Here is an 18,189-nt window from a genome sequence, read left to right as displayed (position 1 = left end):
GATTACTGACCTTGAGCAATCTGGTCTTGCCAATCTAGAGTAGAGAACCAGTACTCGTAACGCTCTTTCAACCAACCGTCTTCAGTACGTGCTTTGATCCACTCGTTGAAGAACTCAGTTTTGTCTGTTTCGCCTAGGCGCACAGCAAATGCTTCGTTACCTTTTGACAGACGCTCTTCAAATGGGATGAATAGCGTGTCTGCGTTTTTGATCGCTTCGTGTTCTGGTTTCGGGCTAGATGCGATAACCGCGTGAGCATTGCCGTTTAGCACTTCTTGGAACGCTTGAGCATCGTCATCGAACTGAAGTACTTTTGCTTTCGGGAAAGTTTCACGAGCCACTTGAACCGTGAATGCGCCGCGACGTGCTGCAATTTTCACACGGCGAGAATCGAAATCAGAGATTTGAGTAAAACCTTCAGCCAGTTCTTTGTTTGCTGCTAGTTGAACACCTGAATGAGAGTAAGGTTCAGTAAACAACACACTCTTAGAGCGTGCTTCAGTGATCGACAAACCACCGATGATTACATCAAATTTGTTCGATAGTAGAGAAGGAATAATGCCATCCCATGCCGTCGGTACGAACTCAACTTTCCAGCCTGAATCTTCAGCGAGGCGTTTTGCCACATCGATTTCAAAGCCAACAAGATCGCCTTGTTTGTTACGCATTGCCCAAGGTACAAAAGTCGACATACCAACACGTAGAGAGCCACGTTCGTTGATTTTATCTAGGTTAGGCGTTTCAGAAGCAAGTGCAGGCAAACTTACGGCAAGCGCAAGTAGAGCTGTAATTGCGGTTTTAAATAGCTTCATGCTGATAAATCCTTATTGTGTTCGCCAGTTAGCTCCGAGCTTATGCTCAAGCCAAGCTGCAACGGCAGAAAGTGAAAGTGTAAGTGCGAGATAAATGATCGCCACAGAGAACCAGATCTCAAATGGCATCGCGGTTTCAGAAACAATGTTTCTGGCCTCGGTTGTCAGGTCGAAAATAGCCATGACACTCACAATCGAAGAGTTTTTGATAAGAGAGATCACTTCGTTGGTCAAAGGCGGCAACGTGCGTTGAATCACCTGAGGAAGAATCACATCCCAATAAGTATAGGTCTTTGATAAGCCCAAAGATTGAGCGGCTTCAAATTGTCCTTTAGCAATGCCATTTAAACCGGCTCGCAATATCTCGGCAGTGTATGCCCCTTGGAAAAGTGCCAAGGCTAAAACAGCCGTGCTAAAGCGATCCAGCCCTAGTACGGGGCCAAACACAAAGTAGAGCAAGTAAATCTGTACTAATAATGGCGTATTACGGATTAACTCAACATAGCTGGTGGCGAGGGTTCGCCCAACTACCGAATTAGAGTTACGTAATAGGGCTGTGGTTAAACCAATAGCCAACGTAGCGACCAAAGAAATCAGAGAGATATTGATGGTGACGAGTAGCCCTTCCATCAATTCTGCAGGCCACCATTCGCCGTCTTCATAAAAGGCGATGTAGTCGGGCACGCGTTCCCATTGCCAGCTGTATCCCATGGCTTGTGCGCCAGAATCGAGAATCCAGACAACCGCAGCCGCGAGCACAACAATTTGTACCAATGCAGATAGGGCAGGTTTTACAATTTTAAGCAGCATCAGTAAGTCAGAATCTGATTTAGGAACGCTTGAGTACGCTCGTGTTGAGGATTCTCGAACAGGCATTGTGGTGTATTGGATTCCACGATTTGTCCTTCATCCATAAATATGACACGGTCGGCAACACGTTTCGCAAAGCCCATTTCGTGTGTCACACACACCATGGTAATTCCTTCACTCGCAAGCTCAACCATCACATCAAGCACCTCGTTGATCATTTCCGGATCAAGAGCAGATGTTGGTTCATCAAACAACAGAAGTTCAGGTTTCATACAAAGAGAGCGAGCAATCGCAACACGTTGTTGTTGGCCACCAGAAAGTTGAGCTGGGTACTTATTCGCTTGCTCGGCAATGTGTACACATTCGAGATAGTGCATGGCCGTTTTTTCTGCTTCTTCTTTGCTTTTCTTGAGCGTACGAATTGGGGACAGAGTCAGGTTTTCAAGCACAGTAAGATGGGGGAATAAATGGAAGTGCTGAAACACCATTCCGACTTGGCCTGGCGTGTTGAACTTGCACGGAAGCGCTTGTTCTAGCACGGAAAGCTCGCCACTTTCGAAGGGTTCTAGCTGATTGATACAGCGGATCAAGGTTGATTTACCTGAACCAGACGGTCCGCAAATCACCACTATCTCTCCCTGTTCAATATTTAAATCGATATCCTTTAGGGCATGAAAATCACCATACCACTTGTTAAGTGACTTAAACTTAACCATTTCCTTGAGATTGTTCAAATCGTTGTTCATACCTAGTAAAGAGACAGGTTTACCTTAACAATATAGAAATATGATTGCACATAAAATTAGGGACTTATGAGAATTTAATAGCATCTTGTAGGGCAAATAAAAAGCAGCGCCCGAAATGGACACTGCTTTTGATATACGTAGGGCCAAAGTATTTGGTTCAATGTGATGTCATAAATCTTGTTTACGGCACTTCACTTGTTCAAATTGTCTTTGTAATCTACTTCGTTCGGCCTTCTTTAAGCTTTAACGAGCTTAGTGAATCGCAGACTCTAGAATCTCACGTGTTTTCTCTGGCGTGATTGCTTGGTTCTCACCAAGTTGCAGGTAACCGTGTGATTCAAGCTGAGCAACAACGTTGTCGATTGCTGCCGATTTAGTTGCTTCGTAGCCGTCGAACATAGTTGCTACGTCTAGGCTGTGGTAGAACGCTTCGATTGCATCGATAGTGCGCTCTGCTAAGTCAGCACCTGCTTCTAGGCCAAATACATTACGACCCATTTGCTCTAGCTTGCCACGCTTCGCTTCGATTTGGTTACGAAGTAGCGAAGGTTGAACAATCGCAAGTGAACGCGCGTGGTCTACGTGCCATAGTGCTGTGAACTCGTGACCAATCATGTGTGTTGCCCAATCTTGAGGAACACCCGTACCAATCAGGCCGTTAAGCGCTTGGTTTGCAGTCCACATTAGGTTTGCACGCCATGCGTCGTTGTCACGCTCGTCGTACTGCTTACCCAGTACGAGTAGGTTTTTCAGCAGTGTTTCTGCGTAACCGTCTTGAACCATCGCGTCTGTTGGCATTGTGATGTATTGCTCACATACGTGTACCCAAGCATCAACTAAACCATTAACTAGCTGGCGTTCAGGCAGAGACTTCATTACATCTGGGTCCATTACCGCAAACTTAGGCTGTACTGCAGGGTTCATGAATGCCAGCTTCTCTTGAGTCGCTTTACGCGTGATTACCGCACCCATGTTAGATTCAGAACCTGTAGCAGGAAGCGTTAATACTGCGCCGATTGGCGTTGCTTCTGTTACTTGGTGTTTGCCCGCTAGGATATCCCAACCGTCACCGTCGTATTTAGCCGCTGCAGCCACATACTTAGAACCATCGATTACCGAACCACCGCCAACAGCGATAATGAATTCTACGTTTTCTTTTTTAACAAGAGCGACGGCTTTGTCTAGCGTCTCTTTCGTTGGGTTTGCTTCAACACCAGAAAACTCAATCCAAGCGTGATCTTTAAGAGATGCGACTACTTGGTCGTAAACACCATTGCTTTTGATTGAACCGCCACCGTAGATGACAAGTACTTTCTTTGAAGTATCAACCGCTTGGCTGATAGCGTTGATTTGGCCTTGGCCGAAGTGGATTACTGTAGGGTTAACATAAGTAAATTGCATTGTAGGTTCCTTGTGTAAAGCTAGATTTTTTATTCTGATTTATTGCTCAATTTCTATATTTGCATATTAGTACAGGAATTTAGGGTGGTGAAGGCCAGTTCCTCCAAATTAATTGCCTATTTCTACAAATTTGTTATTCTTTTTGGGCTTTTGTGCAAATACACTCCGCACCTTGAATGGAATATCACCAGTTATGAATACACTCGCTCAGTTAATGCAGTCTTACGTTGAATACAAGGGTTGGGATGAGCTCGAAGGGATCAGAGAAACTGAGATCGAGGGTGTCTGGTTTTACCGAAGCAGTGGTGGTAACCAGCGCCAACCTTTTACCTATCAGTCTGGCATCATCATGCTCGGGCAGGGTCAAAAGAACATCTATATCGGTGAAAGGCCTGTTACTTATGCCGCGGGCGATTACCTCGTCGTTGGCGTGCCAATGCCACTAGAGTGCGAAGCCTTGCCTGTCGATGGGGAACCCTTGCTTGGTTTATCGATCAACATTGATTCTCAGCGTTTACACAGTTTGGTGAAAAAGCTGGAAGACCAAGGCTTTCTCGAAAGTTACTGCAACAAACATAAGCAGAACTCGAGTGGCTTAGAGTCGACCCCAATGGAAGATAGGATGCTAGAAAGCTTTACTCGACTGATCAAAACCCTGCATTGCGATATTGAAGCCAACATATTGGGCGATGCGCTTGTTAGCGAAATTGTTTATCGCGCGCTCACCGGTTCAGAAGGGCGTGTTTTATTCGATCTTGCCCATCACGATGGCCATTACGCACGTGTTGCCAAAGCACTGTCTAAAGTACATGAAGAGTATGACCAAACCATTACCGTTCAATCGCTAGCCGATGAAGCGAACATGAGTGTGTCTGCTTTTCATAATGCTTTCCGTAACGTCACCTTTGAATCACCACTTCAATACTTGAAGAAGGTAAGGCTCAACAAAGCCAAAGAGTTGATTCAGTTAGAAGGCCTACGAATCAACGATGCTGCACGCCGAGTCGGCTATTCCAGCCCATCCCAATTCAGTCGCGAATTTAAGCGTCACTTCAATACTACTCCAAGAGCTGTTTAGCCTTTACTCAATACCTATGTTCCGAAACGTGCGGCATTTCATAATATGCGATATCACACGTATTTTTCGGTTGATCGAGAAGTATTTATTTTATAAATACTTGTTCGTATACAAATCATAGTCATTTGAAGAACACCTAAATTACATACTTTTTCTAGGAGGTAGTTTGCTCGATTTATTGAAGAAAGTAGCGCTAATTAATTTAACAGCAGCGTTGATTGTTTTAGCGCTTTCTCAGTTTTTTCCTTTCTTTGCCACGACAAGGCTCGTCGACTTCTTGTTTTTTGTGGTCATTGTTATTTGGGTTCTAGCAAAGTTAATGTGGGAGGGTGGTGTTCATAGTAAAACGACACGCCTTGATGACCCAATTACAGATAAAGTCTACAAAATGGTCGAAGGGCATGACTTTGATAAAGACCAACAAGAACACTACCGAATGAATTACCAGACAGGCTTAGTGTTGTTCATCGCTGGTTTACCCGCTTTCATTGCTTGCTTTGTTCTGCAATTTCTTTGAATTGAAGGTTAACCAGACACAATGGCGTCTATGGCTAGTCTTGACGCCATCTTCATTTCAGAAAACAGCACTCTTAGTATCACAACCAACTTTCTCACGCAGTTATCCTAAATATCTCGCTTGTTTAATTATATGAGTAAATGTATCTAACCATGGGCTTTGTCCGATTGTTGGTATTTGATTATCGAACATATTATTAACTTACTTGTATAAAATAGCCTCTTAAAAATAATTAGTTAAATAGATTAAGAGTTTATTCATAATGTTTTATTGGTAGTTCAATGGTTCTGATAATAAGGCTGTTTTATTGTGAACAACCTATCAAACTGCATCTAAATTTTGGAAATAACTCATAGAATTACCTGAGAGAGTATTCAAGATTATTGAATAGTTTGAAAATTAAAGAGAATTTAGCAGTTGATAAAGCCAAATGTGACGGATATTTAGTCGTGTTATGACTAATTATTCTATAACTTGCTGATTTATAGTCACCTTAGAGTCTGACGGGTATCACGTTTACCCTAAAATAATTCACTTAACATGGCGCTACTTTAATCATTCTTTCCAATACGATTGTTCAACATAAACACGTATTCCTATATTATAAAGGATAATTTCGATGAGTAGCGATATCATTAAAGTTTCAAGAAATACTGAAAACGCACCAACAGATTTTGTATCTACACAAACGGTCGCTTTTTCTCATTATAATAACTTTTCAGCTCAATTACCTGTCGACCCTAAAACAGGTGAAGTAGTGATTGGTGATATTAAAGACCAAGCTGCACAATGCTTAAATAATATTAAGGCCATTGTTGAAAGCATCGACCATGTTATGGATGATGTTGTGAAGATTAATATTTTCGTAAAGAATATTTCTGATATCGATGCTATTGATGAAGTTTACAAAAGCTTCTTCAACAATAGTCTTCCTACACGCACAGTTGTGGGCGTAGCTGCGCTACCGAACAGTGACACTTTAGTTCAAATGGATGCGCTTATTTCAAACGGCGAAGGGACTAAACCACAAGCACCTTGCGCGCTGGTGAAGGTATCAAGAAATACAGATAACGCTCCGCAGAGTGTTGTCTCTACTCAGACAGCGGCTTTTTCTCACTACAACAACCTTTCAGCTCAATTGCCTATCGATGTAAATACAGGTGAGTTGGTTTCAGGTGGTATCACAGAACAAACGACACAATGTTTAGCAAACATTAAAACGATTCTAGAGAGCATCGGTCATGTCATGAACGATGTGGTTAAAACCACGATTTACCTTAAAAATATTGAAGATGCAGAAAAGGTGAATGAAGTTTGCGCTAAGTTCTTCCCAAGTTATGTGCCAGCAAGAACACTTGTTAATGCTGCTGAACTACCAAAGGGCGCTTTAGTTCAAATCGATACGTCCGTTTCACACGGCGATGGCACACCGCCACAACTGCCAGAAGACACTCGCTTATTGGTTATTGAAGCTAATAATACGGTTGCTGCGCCATTTATGCCTTATTCGCACACCGTTGCTTTCTCTCACTACAACCATATTTCAGGTCAACTGCCTGTAGATCCGAAAACCAATGAAGTGGTTGCTGGTGGCATAAAAGAGCAAGCTGAACAGTGCCTTAAGAATATTAAGGCGATTATTGAAAGTGTTGACCACAGCATGGACGATACGGTGAAAATTAATATTCAGCTTAAAGATGTTTCAGATATTGATGCGGTGAACGAGATCTACACTACGTTCTTTAATGCTGACTTACCGGCAAGAACGGTGGTAGGGGTTTCAGAGATTCCTATGAATGCTTTAATCCAAATTGATGCCGTCGTTTCTAACTGCGAAGGCACACCGCCACAAGACGTCGTTGCTTAATTCACTGAACCCAATTCGAATATAGCGATCCAAGGTCGGCTCTAACTTCTGAACAAGGAGTCAGAGCCGATTCTCTGATTAGCTAACCCTATTTAAATACATAACCCCTTTGTTAAGCTTCACTACACAACTCACTCTAAACAAGCTTCTGCCAACGTATGGCGTTTATTGATGCGAAGTGTTTTAATATGAAAAACAGACGCTTAACGTAAGAAAACCAGTTTATGCAATTTCGAGTTATTTTAATGTTGTGCCTAGCTATGATGGGGTGTTCATCCAATCAAGTGTTAGCACCTGAACCAACCAGTATCACGTTGTTTTATGGCGATACATCGATCTCGGCAGGTGTGCTAGAAGATAAAACATTTAATTCTGTACTCGCGGACAGGGTTGAAAGCGTGACTTTTTCAGGTTCAATACGAAAGCAAGACTCTGGTTACTTGGTCGATATGCTCGTGATTCGAGAAACGAAAGAGCCACGCTCAACTCGACAACTAAACACGTCACTTCATGTGAAAACTGGAGAATTAGTGGACGTGGGTGGTGTGAATAATGATGTTTTTAGGGTAATCCTCGAGTAACAAAACTCAAGTGTTCAATTAATCTGAATTTTTGCTTTACCTCAACCTTACTTCAAGTCTTAAGCTTCTCTTAATCATTGAAAAGGAGCTTATTATGCAAAATAACTACGTAAAAGAACTTGCCGTCAAAACTTATCAAGAAGAGCTTCAAAAAGAGTACGTAAAATCCCAAGCTCGCCCGTTTCATGCCCCTAGCTTTATAGGTGGCATACTGTTGTCAGTCGTGTTGGTTGGCTTGTTTTAATTTACGCAGGATCTTTGATCCATTACCAACTCTCAACATCTCTATTTGATGCACTTTAATGCATACGGCACAATCGCTTAGATTGAATTGTGACGCTAATGTCGAGAGGAAGTATGGCAAGTCCTAGAGTTTTAAAGGCGCAGATTACTGATATTACGTGTGGTGAGAATGTCACTATCATCGAGCCAAGCAACGTTTATGGTTGTGAGCTTAAAGATGACGTGTTCGTTGGCCCCTTTGTCGAGATTCAAAAGAACTCCGTGATAGGCGAGAGAAGTAAGATCCAGTCTCATACCTTTATTTGCGAGTATGTGACTATCGGAAGTGACTGCTTCGTAGGCCACGGTGTGATGTTCGCAAATGACTTGTTCAAAGAGGGTAAGCCAGATCCAAACCCAGACAGTTGGGGACGCACCGTTATAGCAAATAACGTTACCATCGGTTCCAATGCGACAGTATTGTCTGTCAGAATTTGCGAAGGGGTAGTAATCGGCGCGGGCAGTGTGGTGACCAAAGACATCACCGAGAAAGGTATCTATGCAGGTAACCCTGCTAAGAAGTTAAGAGACTTACCTTAGTTTCGAAAAGACAAAGCTACGGTTTATGATTCATAATATATGGCATCAATAGTGATTGTTAGAACAGAGAGTTACTTATGAACATTGTGACAGTCTATAGTGGTAATCAACAGGTATACGCGAATCTATATCAGGGTTATGCCGCCGAGTTTTCTAAGATCATCGGAGATAAACCAGACGAGTATGGCTTGTTTGAGATTTACCCGACGCTTGGGGAGACCGTAACGGGTTACTTACTCTACATTGATGGAGTTCCTGCTGCGTTAACCGCCATTGAAACCAAAGCGCCAAATGAGTTTGAAATCTGCGATTTCTATGTCGTGCCTTATTTTCGGAAAAACAAAGTAGGGAAACGGTTTATCTGTGAGCTGTTTGAACATCTAAAAGGCAGTTGGGAGATCAAGCAAGTACTCGGCGCTGAGCATGCAGTTAAGTTCTGGAGAGAGGTCGTTAATGACTACACATCAGGTAACTACGTGGAAGATCAATATCAGGACGAAAAATGGGGCTTGGTAACGAGACAATGCTTCAATCACGATGCTAGTGCAGAGTAAAACTTTATACATTAGAAGCTGGTAGCGTCCTTCTAGCCAGCTTCGAGCTTTTTTATTTCAAGGTTTAAAGTTACTTCTAGTTACGGCCACTTATAGATTTACGGTTACTTCTGAGGTTTGTTACGTTCGATTACGCTAATAGCGATCGCCAAGAACAAGATGTCTTTCACTAGGAAGAAGTTAGTGACTAAAATGCCATCCGATACTTTCCAAGCATTCGGCGTTGTAATCAGGAAGCTGAGTGTCACAACAAAGATAGCCGCTGCAGCAATGCCTGAATAGAAAGCAACTGTCGGTTTCTTAAATCCAACGATCAATCCAATCGCGACAATGATCTCCGCGCCACCCACCATGTTAGACACAGCTTGCACTGAGAACAGATTGTAAAGCCAGTTCATTGCAGGATGATTTGCGATTAACGGTTCAATGAGCATCGCTTCGGTTGGCGTAAACTTGTAAATACCAATCCAAGCGAGCACTAATGCTACGCCAACCACTCCAAGGTTATATCCCACATTAGTCTGTTTTAAATCATAGGTTTGAACATGCATAAAAGTACTCCATTTAATAAAATCCCTGAATATGACCGCACGAGTACAGAATTAATTTCGCTGTGAGAATAATACTTAATCTTTTTTAGTAAGCGCTAGTTTGAGACTTCATGAATCAAGCCGAAAAGTGGTTGGTTGCAAAGGAAAGGTTTAAGGTGGGCAGAGGCGTTTTCTAATTTTTGTTTTCAATATTAGGAATTTGGATTAGATTACGCTGACGTAAATCCTAATTATAAGAAGAGAATCGCTCGTGAAAATCCATAGAATTAACCCGACCAAACGTTGGTCAGATGTAACCGTATTTAATGGCATCGCAAGCTTTGTTGAAGTACCAGAGACGGATACATCGGCAGGAATTAAGAGTCAGGTTCAGCAAATTTTTGATCAAGCTGAAGAAATGATGAGTTTGGTCGACAGCGATAAATCTCGCGTATTGTCGGTGACTATTTACCTAACAGATTTCGCTAACTTCGATGCACTGAACGAAGTGTGGGATTCATGGTTCCCTGAAGGTAGCGCACCAAGTCGTACATGTGTAAAAGCTGAACTGGCAAACCCAGAACTGTTGGTTGAGATGTCGTTTATGGTTGCTGCGGGTGAAAAGTTTCAATAAGCCGAAATATCTCTAGAAGTAAGCATTAGTCGATATCAACGCTAATCAGCTAATCAGCTAATCAATTAGGCAGCGAACAGATAAAACAAAGCCACTCAGGTGAATCACTTGAGTGGCTTTTTCGTTTTACACGCTAACCCAAACTAAATCGGGTTAGGTATTAAGCGATGCCTTGATCTCTTGCCATCTGCTTCGCGATCTGTGGTGCGTGCCATAAACACGGCAGCAAGATGAAGGATACAGGAACGGCTGTGATCACAATGAACGACTGTAGAGCAGAGATGCCGCCAGAGCCCATCGAGATAAGTGCAATAGCTACCGCACCCATGATGATACCCCAGAAGGTACGTACTGCTGCGTTCGGCTCTGTTGTGCCCGTCATTACTACACTGATTGTGTAAGTCATTGAGTCACCTGTCGTCACGATGAACGTGGTCGTCAGGATAAGGAACAGAATCGCAATCAGAGTAGGGAACGGCAGTTGCGCAGTAATTGCTAGAAGAACTGCTGGAAGGTTGAACCCTTCGAACGCGCTAGAAATCACACCTGGGTTCTCTAGTTCAAACGCTAAACCACTACCACCAACGATACTGAACCAGAAACACGTCACAAGCGGTGCAACGATGCTGATAGAAACGATCATTTGGCGAATGGTGCGGCCGCGTGAGATACGAGCAATAAAGATTGCCATCATTGGGCCATAGCCTAAGAACCAACCCCAGAAGAATACCGTCCAGCCACCTAGCCACGCCGTATCTTGGCGGTAAAGCGCCATTGGGATGAAATTATCAACCATTTCGCCCATGCCTTGCAGGTAACCGTCTACGATGAAGCTCGTTGGGCCTACTAGAAGGATGTAGCCGATTAGGCACACAGACAAGATGATGTTGTAACGGCTAACCAGCTGGATGCCCTTGTTCACGCCACTTAATGCAGACAATGTGTACATTGCGATTGCAAACAGGATAACCACGCTTTGAGTCGCAAAGCTGTCTGAAATACCAAACAGTTCGCTCAATGCGTAGCTGATTTGTAGACCAAGGAAACCGATAGGACCGATAGTACCTGCGGCAACAGCAACGATGCTGCATGCGTCGACTACGTTACCCACCCAGCTGTTGATAGCCTTATCGCCAAGTACTGGGTAAAGCAGAGTGCGAGGCTTAAGAGGAAGGCCTTTGTCGTAATGCAGGTGCATTAACACGATAGAAGACAAACCACCTAAGATTGCCCATGCAAGGAAACCCCAGTGCATGAAAGATTGTGATAGAGCGTTAAACGCCATCGCTTGAGGATCAGCGTGGCCATAAAGTGGTGGAGCCGAAACAAAGTGAGCAATAGGCTCTGCTGCTGCCCAGAACACACCGCCGCCAGCTAGCAGCGTACATAGGACGATAGACATCCATTTAAAGGTGGTCATTTCAGGGAGGGCAAGGGTTCCTAGACGAACGTGGCCTGTGCGCCCTAGTGCAAGCACTAAGCCGATGATGAAGTTGAGTAGTAATAGGACTTGCCAGAAAGCACCGAACCACTTAGTTGAGTAACTAAAGCCGATGTTAACAAGTTCGGACAATACGGAGGTGTTGGTGAAAGCGAGGATGACAAAGAGGGTTAAAAAACTGCCACTAAGCCAAAATACTGGGTTTCCGAGTTCCAGTTTTTCACCCAAAGATTGAGCTTTATTGAAATCGATAGAAGTAGATTCTGCGTTGATGTTTTCGTTGGCGACTTGCGTCAAGTTGGACATTATTTCTTCGCTATATTTGGCTCTTTCAAGCCTATGTATTTCTCCCACACTTGCATAGAAATGTGAGGTTCGTCAAAAAAGCCGCCGATACTAACACATTTGTTATCAAAAAGTGGGCGAATTCTAAAAAGAACATCAAATCGCCTACAAATCTCTACTTTTTGGTTAGATTTAATGCGAATTTTTTTCTCAAACCTGAATCACATTTCCGATTTTTGAGACATTATTTTTTAGCTTTCCGAAATAATTTAATATTAGTTGTTGGTGCAAAATAAGTGTCGACTCATTGCATGCTATAAACAAATTAATGCGAGTCATTTTATAAATACTGAATATTTTAGGTGTTTAATTGGCGCTGTTACCTACAGTTGTTTTGCGAAGAGATTTAAGTGGTGAGGAAAGTGCCATTTAGATTAAACATCTTGAAACAACAACTTAAGGGATAGCTAACATGCACCTAAACCAAGGAAGAGTGGCCAAGAAGGTTTTTACACTCAGTACTCTCACCGCGTCATGCTTAATGGCGTTCAACAGTTATGCGGCTGTTGATTGTTCAACGTTAGAAACGTGGGACTCAGCCACGGTTTACACCGGTGGTGATCAGGTTTCACATGACGGCAGCGCGTACTCAGCGAATTACTGGAATCAAAACAACAATCCGAGCCAATTTGAAGGTGATTACGCACAGTGGAAAAAACTGGATGTGTGCAGCGGTAATGGAGGCGGCGGTACACCAAATGAAGCGCCAACCGCCTCGTTAACAGCGCCAACCGCATCCGATGTGATTGTTGAAGGCGATAATGTGGTACTTAGCGCAACAGCACTGGACTCTGATGGCAGTGTCGCTTCGGTAGAATTTTTTGTTGATGGTTCGTCGGTTGCAGTAGTGACAGCGGCACCATTTGAGGCGGCTTGGGCTGCAACGTCTGGTAACCATCAAGTTTCAGTTGTTGCAACGGATAATGAAGGCGCAGTAAGTGTTGCAAGTGCGGTTTCTGTTTCTGTTGATTCAGCACAACCAGGTAATGAAGCACCGACAGTTTCGGTAGCACTTTCAGCGACTTCTGTTGATGTTGGTGGTGTAGTCACACTGACAGCAACGGCAGCAGACAGCGATGGCACGGTTGATAAGGTTGATTTCTACGTAGCGGGTGCTCTTGTGGGTACAGCTGCGACAAGCCCATACACGCTAGATTACACAACCACTCAAGCAGGCTCTTTAGCGGTTTACGCGAAAGCGACAGACAACCAAGGCGCAACGGCGGAATCAGCACTGGCTTCTTTGACGGTGAATGGCGCTCCAACGGTAAGCACTTGTCGACCTGATGGCTTGTATCAAACGCAAGGCATCGATGTCCCTTACTGTACGATTTACGATGATGAAGGCCGCGAGAAGATGGGCGCGGATCACCCACGTCGTGTAATTGGTTACTTCACAAGCTGGCGCGCAGGGGACGACCCTCAAGCGGCTTATTTAGTCAATGACATCCCTTGGGAGCAACTCACACACATTAACTATGCGTTCGTGAGCATTGGTTCAGACGGCAAAGTAAATGTGGGTGATGTAAATGATCCGAATAATGCTGCTGTCGGTAAAGAGTGGCCGGGCGTGGAAGTTGATCCTGCATTAGGTTTTAAAGGTCACTTTGGTGCACTCGCAACCGCGAAGAAAAAACACGGTGTTAAGACTCTAATCTCAATCGGTGGTTGGGCTGAAACGGGCGGCCACTTCGCGACTGACGGCAGCCGAGTTGCTGATGGTGGTTTCTACACCATGACGACTAACGCTGACGGTTCTATTAACCATCAAGGTATCGAAACATTCGCGACTTCAGCGGTTGAAATGCTTCGTAAATACCAGTTCGACGGTCTAGATATTGACTACGAATACCCAACCTCAATGGCGGGTGCTGGTAACCCATACGACAAAGATTTCATGGAACCACGTCGTCAGTACCTTTGGGCTTCCTACCAAGTCTTGATGAAAGTGTTGCGTGAGAAGCTTGATGTGGCGTCTGCGGAAGATGGCAATCATTACATGTTAACGATCGCGGCTCCTTCTTCTGGTTACCTATTGCGCGGTATGGAAACATTCGATGTCACCAAGTATCTCGATTACGTAAACATCATGTCTTACGACCTTCACGGTGCGTGGAACGATCATGTTGGTCATAACGCTGCCTTGTTTGATACAGGTAAAGATTCAGAGCTAGCACAGTGGAATGTTTATGGCACTGCGGCTTACGGTGGTATCGGTTACCTGAATACGGATTGGGCTTACCATTACTTCCGTGGTTCTATGCCAGCAGGTCGTATTAACATCGGTGTGCCTTACTACACGCGTGGTTGGCAAGGTGTAACGGGTGGTGAGAATGGTCTTTGGGGTCGAGCTGCGCTACCAAATCAATCTGAATGTGCGGCGGGTACAGGCGAAGGCGAGAAGAACAACTGTGGTCATGGCGCAATTGGTATCGACAACATGTGGCACGATACCGATCCGAAAGGCAACGAAATGGGTGCGGGTTCCAACCCAATGTGGCACGCGAAGAACCTAGAGAAAGGTATTTGGGGTTCTTATGCGGATGCTTACAAGCTTGATCCTGTCAACGATCCAACGGATGTTCTAACCGGCACTTACACGCGTAACTACGACAGCGTGGCGGTTGCACCTTGGTTGTGGAATGCAGAGAAGGGCGTATTCCTTTCTACAGAAGATAAGCAGTCTATCGATGTGAAAGCGGACTACGTTATCGATAAAGAAATCGGCGGCATTATGTTTTGGGAACTAGCAGGGGATTATAACTGTTATGTACTGGATGCGAGCGGCAACCGAACTTCAATCGATACCACTGAACAAGCATGTAACAGCGGTAACGGTGAGTTCCACATGGGTAACACAATGACGAAAGCTATCTACGATAAGTTTAAGTCTGCAACCCCATATGGAAACAAAGTCGCGACGGGTGCTATCCCAACAGAAGCGCTCGATATTGCGGTATCAGTTGGTGGCTTCAAAGTCGGTGACCAAAACTACCCAATCAACCCTAAGATCACGTTCACGAACAATACAGGGCAAGCACTTCCGGGTGGAACTGAGTTCCAATTCGACATCCCAGTGTCAGCTCCTGATAACGCGAAAGATCAATCGGGCGGTGGTTTGTCTGTGATTGCTTCGGGTCATACTCGTGCGGATAACATCGGCGGATTAGACGGTACTATGCACCGCGTAGCGTTCACGTTACCTGCATGGGAAGATCTTCCAGCTGGTGGTGTGTATGAGCTAGATATGGTGTATTACTTGCCCATTTCAGGTCCTGCAAACTATGCAGTGAGCGTGAATGGCGTCGATTATGCCTTTAGCTTCGAGCAACCCGATCTACCATTAGGTGATATCAGCTCTGGTGGTGGTAATCCTGGTGATGGTGGCACAAACCCTGGTACGTGTGACACTGCGGGGTTAACGGTTTACCCAGATCTACCTCAGAAAGATTGGGCAGGTAATCCAAGCCATGCAAACACGGGTGACCAAGTGGTTCACAACGGTAGTATTTACCAAGCTAACTGGTGGACAAGCTCTGAGCCGGGTAGCGACGGTAGCTGGACTCAGGTTTGTTCTTAATAAAGACGAAATGGGTTAAACCAATACGTTAACCGTGCAGTACACGACTGTTGGATAAGTGAATGTAAGAGCGCATTTAAACATCGTGTACTGAGCTTAAATAATGCTAAAGGTAATGATAAAAGATAATAAATACGAATGGTTTTGAGTCTATTTATCAGTGATTTAGTGTGATTTAAACATACAATTCAAACGTAAAATCAAAACGCCGAACTGAATTCAGTTCGGCGTTTTTGCGATAAGTCACAGATTGCGTATAGAAATCTCTCAAAATATCGACACTCGTTCAGTAAAAAATACAACTATGATATAAAACAGTCTGCTTATCACAAAAACAATAGCGTTCCCTAAAATTAAAAAGCTACGGGGTCATTTTGAAAGTCAGACGTAAATACATTCTTAGTTTTTCAATTGTACTGGCCGTAGTTTCTTTGATCCTTTCTGCTGTTCAGTTCAACCGGACGAAAGAATCACTATTAGAATCCAATCAGTTCTTCTTTCGTACTATTGTGAACGCGAGCTACGATATCGTAGACACCACAGTCAACGAAGCGATAAGAACCTATCTCAAAGGGGTGACTGATACCGTCACCTCTCATACTGTGCGTGTCAACCCAGAACAAGAAGTCGACGAAGTCATCAGAATTGCCAATGAACTGGTGATTGGAGAGTCTGGCTATATCTATCTAATGTCGCCTCAAGGTGTTCATCTGTATCACCCGTTTCTACAAGGGCAAAATCGTGCACACTTAACCCATATTCAACAACAACTGAGTTTAAATTCAGGAATGACTCAGTATTCTCACGCCAATCCACATGAAGTGGGTAAACGTGCGAAGGTTGCGTACTCAGTGAGGCTGCCGAGTGGCAATACATTGGTGGCGACCACTTATAAAGATGAACTGATGTATCTGGTTGATCTTGAAGCGCTTAAAGACAAATTGAGAAAGTACTCTTATGGCGATAGTGGTTATGTGTATATCGTTGATTTACAGGGTGAGCTAGTTCTTCAACCTAACTTTGAACACCAGCATTTAAAAGCCTTGATTGAAGATTCTTCAGAGTTGCTGCTCGATAAGGTTGTAGCTGAACCAGAAGGTCACTTTAGCTACTCAATCTCTACGGAAGATGGCACGACAAGCAAAAATATCTTCTATAAGTTTTATCCATACCTGAACTGGGTTATTTCAGCGGGAGTGTTAGAACAAGAGCTCAACAAAAACCACAGTTTATTGCTAGCAAGCTTGATGACGTTGGTGGTTAGCCTACTGAGTATTATTGTGGTTCTGGTCCTTTACCTGCGGCATCGTCACCTAAAGATCTTAGATGTGGCGAGCCTTGATTATCTTACTGGATTGCACAGTAGACGCAGTTTCATTGAGCAGATCAAACTGAGAATATCGGATAACTCGCCTTACCCCTTACAAGGTGTTGGCGTCATTCTATTGGATATTGACCATTTCAAATCAGTGAACGACCTACACGGACATGCGCAGGGTGATAGGGTGATTTGTGCCGTCGCGAAAACCTTGAAGCAGTTTACAAGTGATCATCGCTTAATTGCTCGTTATGGTGGCGAAGAGTTTATTCTGGTGACGTTTGACTGTGACGAATGTCGGCTGTTCGAATTGTCAGAAACGTTAAGACACAGAGTCGAACAAATACAAGGGTTGGTGTCACCAGTAACGGTGAGTGCGGGGTGTTGTTATGCTCAGGTGTTGTTTCAGATAGAAGGTACAATCGAAAAAGCCGACAAAGCGCTATATCAAGCCAAAGAGAGTGGCCGCAATAACACTCAGATGTACCGAGAGAACGAATATCGCATTGCTTATACGTGATGCACTTTCGACGGAGTCGCTTTGAAGCTAGTTTTTAAAGTGACAGATTAAGAGATTGATAAACGACAGACATAAAAAAGCCCAAACTGTGCTTCTGTTCTTACTAGAACGAGAGGAACCGTTTGGGCTTTTTCACAATTTTTTGAAATGCGAGTCGCTAATTTAAGCTTTCGCTGCTTTCATCGCTTCCGTTTTTTTTTCCTTTTGCATTTTTGCAAGGAAGTAGATGTTTACACAAGCGATAAAACCGTTGGTTGCAGCAACTGGCCATGCGTCAATCATGATGCCGTATGCTGTGAAGAGAGCACAACCGATAAAGTTAAGGACACGCAGACGAACGATATCTTTCATTGTTAATGAAATTGCGACCATAATAGACGCAGCGTAACCTAAAATTTCAACCATATTGAATTCCATTGTTTGACCCTCTTAAATTTGCCGATACTTTGTCGGTACCAATTCTTCTCTTCATGAGATGATTGAGGAAGCTCCGTGCCTCGAATGGTCTGGTTTTGTTTAACGGGGTAGACTATACCAACTCTGTTTTTGTGATTAAACCCCCAAAACGGGCAGAAGTGAAGGTTAGCGATTACGCAAACGTTTAATGACCTTTCTATTAACATAATTACTAAT

Annotated in this window: 17 protein-coding genes; 10 read left to right on the top strand and 7 right to left on the bottom strand. The window is 43.8% G+C overall.

Going from position 1 to position 18,189, the window contains the following annotated elements; all coding sequences use genetic code 11:
* Window positions 1-2: 2 nt before the first annotated feature.
* The 4 genes from FLM53_RS21085 to FLM53_RS21070 all read right to left on the bottom strand — a co-directional run bounded on the left by FLM53_RS21085 (window position 3) and on the right by FLM53_RS21070 (window position 3,769).
* Entirely contained in the window at window positions 3-812 is an 810-nt protein-coding gene (locus FLM53_RS21085; protein WP_176679545.1) for a transporter substrate-binding domain-containing protein, read from the bottom strand.
* Between the two features lie 12 nt (window positions 813-824).
* Window positions 825-1,622: an amino acid ABC transporter permease gene (locus FLM53_RS21080; RefSeq protein WP_176679546.1), complete on the bottom strand. Its 798-nt coding sequence runs from the start codon at window positions 1,620-1,622 to the stop codon at window positions 825-827.
* A complete protein-coding gene (locus FLM53_RS21075) occupies window positions 1,622-2,368 on the bottom strand; it encodes an amino acid ABC transporter ATP-binding protein (protein WP_017631248.1) in 747 nt (248 codons plus the stop codon). Before FLM53_RS21075 ends, FLM53_RS21080 begins: the two co-directional genes overlap by 1 nt.
* A 252-nt stretch (window positions 2,369-2,620) precedes the next feature.
* The gene (locus FLM53_RS21070; protein ID WP_176679547.1) at window positions 2,621-3,769 is read right to left on the bottom strand and encodes an iron-containing alcohol dehydrogenase; all 1,149 of its coding nucleotides are present in this window, start codon (window positions 3,767-3,769) and stop codon (window positions 2,621-2,623) included.
* 193 nt (window positions 3,770-3,962) lie between these two features.
* Here FLM53_RS21070 and FLM53_RS21065 point away from each other — a divergent pair, with 193 nt between their 5' ends.
* From FLM53_RS21065 to FLM53_RS21035, 7 genes are all read left to right on the top strand, one after another.
* Window positions 3,963-4,847 carry an AraC family transcriptional regulator gene (locus tag FLM53_RS21065; RefSeq protein WP_176679548.1) on the top strand — a complete coding sequence of 295 codons (885 nt, stop codon included), beginning with the start codon at window positions 3,963-3,965 and terminating at the stop codon, window positions 4,845-4,847.
* Between the two features lie 166 nt (window positions 4,848-5,013).
* Entirely contained in the window at window positions 5,014-5,364 is a 351-nt protein-coding gene (locus FLM53_RS21060; RefSeq protein WP_176679549.1) for a hypothetical protein, read from the top strand.
* Between the two features lie 619 nt (window positions 5,365-5,983).
* Window positions 5,984-7,231: a RidA family protein gene (locus FLM53_RS21055; RefSeq protein ID WP_176679550.1), complete on the top strand. Its 1,248-nt coding sequence runs from the start codon at window positions 5,984-5,986 to the stop codon at window positions 7,229-7,231.
* A 224-nt stretch (window positions 7,232-7,455) separates the two neighbouring features.
* Window positions 7,456-7,812, top strand: coding sequence for a hypothetical protein (locus FLM53_RS21050; protein ID WP_176679551.1), 357 nt, complete (start codon window positions 7,456-7,458; stop codon window positions 7,810-7,812).
* Window positions 7,813-7,906: 94 nt separating this feature from the next.
* Entirely contained in the window at window positions 7,907-8,056 is a 150-nt protein-coding gene (locus tag FLM53_RS21045) for a hypothetical protein (protein WP_176679552.1), read from the top strand.
* A 113-nt stretch (window positions 8,057-8,169) separates the two neighbouring features.
* Window positions 8,170-8,634, top strand: coding sequence for an acyltransferase (locus tag FLM53_RS21040; RefSeq protein ID WP_176679553.1), 465 nt, complete (start codon window positions 8,170-8,172; stop codon window positions 8,632-8,634).
* A 77-nt stretch (window positions 8,635-8,711) separates the two neighbouring features.
* Window positions 8,712-9,188 (top strand): GNAT family N-acetyltransferase, encoded by a 477-nt coding sequence (locus tag FLM53_RS21035; RefSeq protein WP_132936138.1) that lies wholly within the window; start codon window positions 8,712-8,714, stop codon window positions 9,186-9,188.
* A 104-nt stretch (window positions 9,189-9,292) separates the two neighbouring features.
* On the opposite strand, the gene FLM53_RS21030 is transcribed toward FLM53_RS21035, so the two are convergent.
* Window positions 9,293-9,739: a DUF417 family protein gene (locus tag FLM53_RS21030; protein WP_146449751.1), complete on the bottom strand. Its 447-nt coding sequence runs from the start codon at window positions 9,737-9,739 to the stop codon at window positions 9,293-9,295.
* Between the two features lie 250 nt (window positions 9,740-9,989).
* Between FLM53_RS21030 and FLM53_RS21025 the strand changes: the two genes are divergently transcribed.
* Window positions 9,990-10,352, top strand: a complete 363-nt coding sequence (locus FLM53_RS21025; RefSeq protein WP_176679554.1) for a RidA family protein — start codon at window positions 9,990-9,992, stop codon at window positions 10,350-10,352.
* Between the two features lie 160 nt (window positions 10,353-10,512).
* Here the strand turns inward: FLM53_RS21025 and FLM53_RS21020 are convergent, their stop codons facing one another.
* Window positions 10,513-12,099 carry a BCCT family transporter gene (locus tag FLM53_RS21020; RefSeq protein WP_176679555.1) on the bottom strand — a complete coding sequence of 529 codons (1,587 nt, stop codon included), beginning with the start codon at window positions 12,097-12,099 and terminating at the stop codon, window positions 10,513-10,515.
* A gap of 451 nt (window positions 12,100-12,550) precedes the next feature.
* On the opposite strand from FLM53_RS21020, the gene FLM53_RS21015 reads away from it, so the two are divergent.
* Both FLM53_RS21015 and FLM53_RS21010 read left to right on the top strand, forming a co-directional pair.
* The gene (locus FLM53_RS21015; protein ID WP_176679556.1) at window positions 12,551-15,718 is read left to right on the top strand and encodes a chitinase C-terminal domain-containing protein; all 3,168 of its coding nucleotides are present in this window, start codon (window positions 12,551-12,553) and stop codon (window positions 15,716-15,718) included.
* Between the two features lie 374 nt (window positions 15,719-16,092).
* Window positions 16,093-17,556, top strand: a complete 1,464-nt coding sequence (locus FLM53_RS21010; RefSeq protein ID WP_176679557.1) for a sensor domain-containing diguanylate cyclase — start codon at window positions 16,093-16,095, stop codon at window positions 17,554-17,556.
* 162 nt (window positions 17,557-17,718) lie between these two features.
* On the opposite strand, the gene FLM53_RS21005 is transcribed toward FLM53_RS21010, so the two are convergent.
* Window positions 17,719-17,973, bottom strand: a complete 255-nt coding sequence (locus FLM53_RS21005; RefSeq protein WP_017068159.1) for a YgjV family protein — start codon at window positions 17,971-17,973, stop codon at window positions 17,719-17,721.
* Window positions 17,974-18,189: the final 216 nt, after the last annotated feature.

Origin of the sequence: Vibrio sp. Scap24 (assembly GCF_013394185.1) — a bacterium.
In the GTDB taxonomy this organism is placed as follows: Bacteria; Pseudomonadota; Gammaproteobacteria; order Enterobacterales; family Vibrionaceae; genus Vibrio; species Vibrio pomeroyi.
This window is presented reverse-complemented; position numbering and strand designations above follow the sequence as displayed.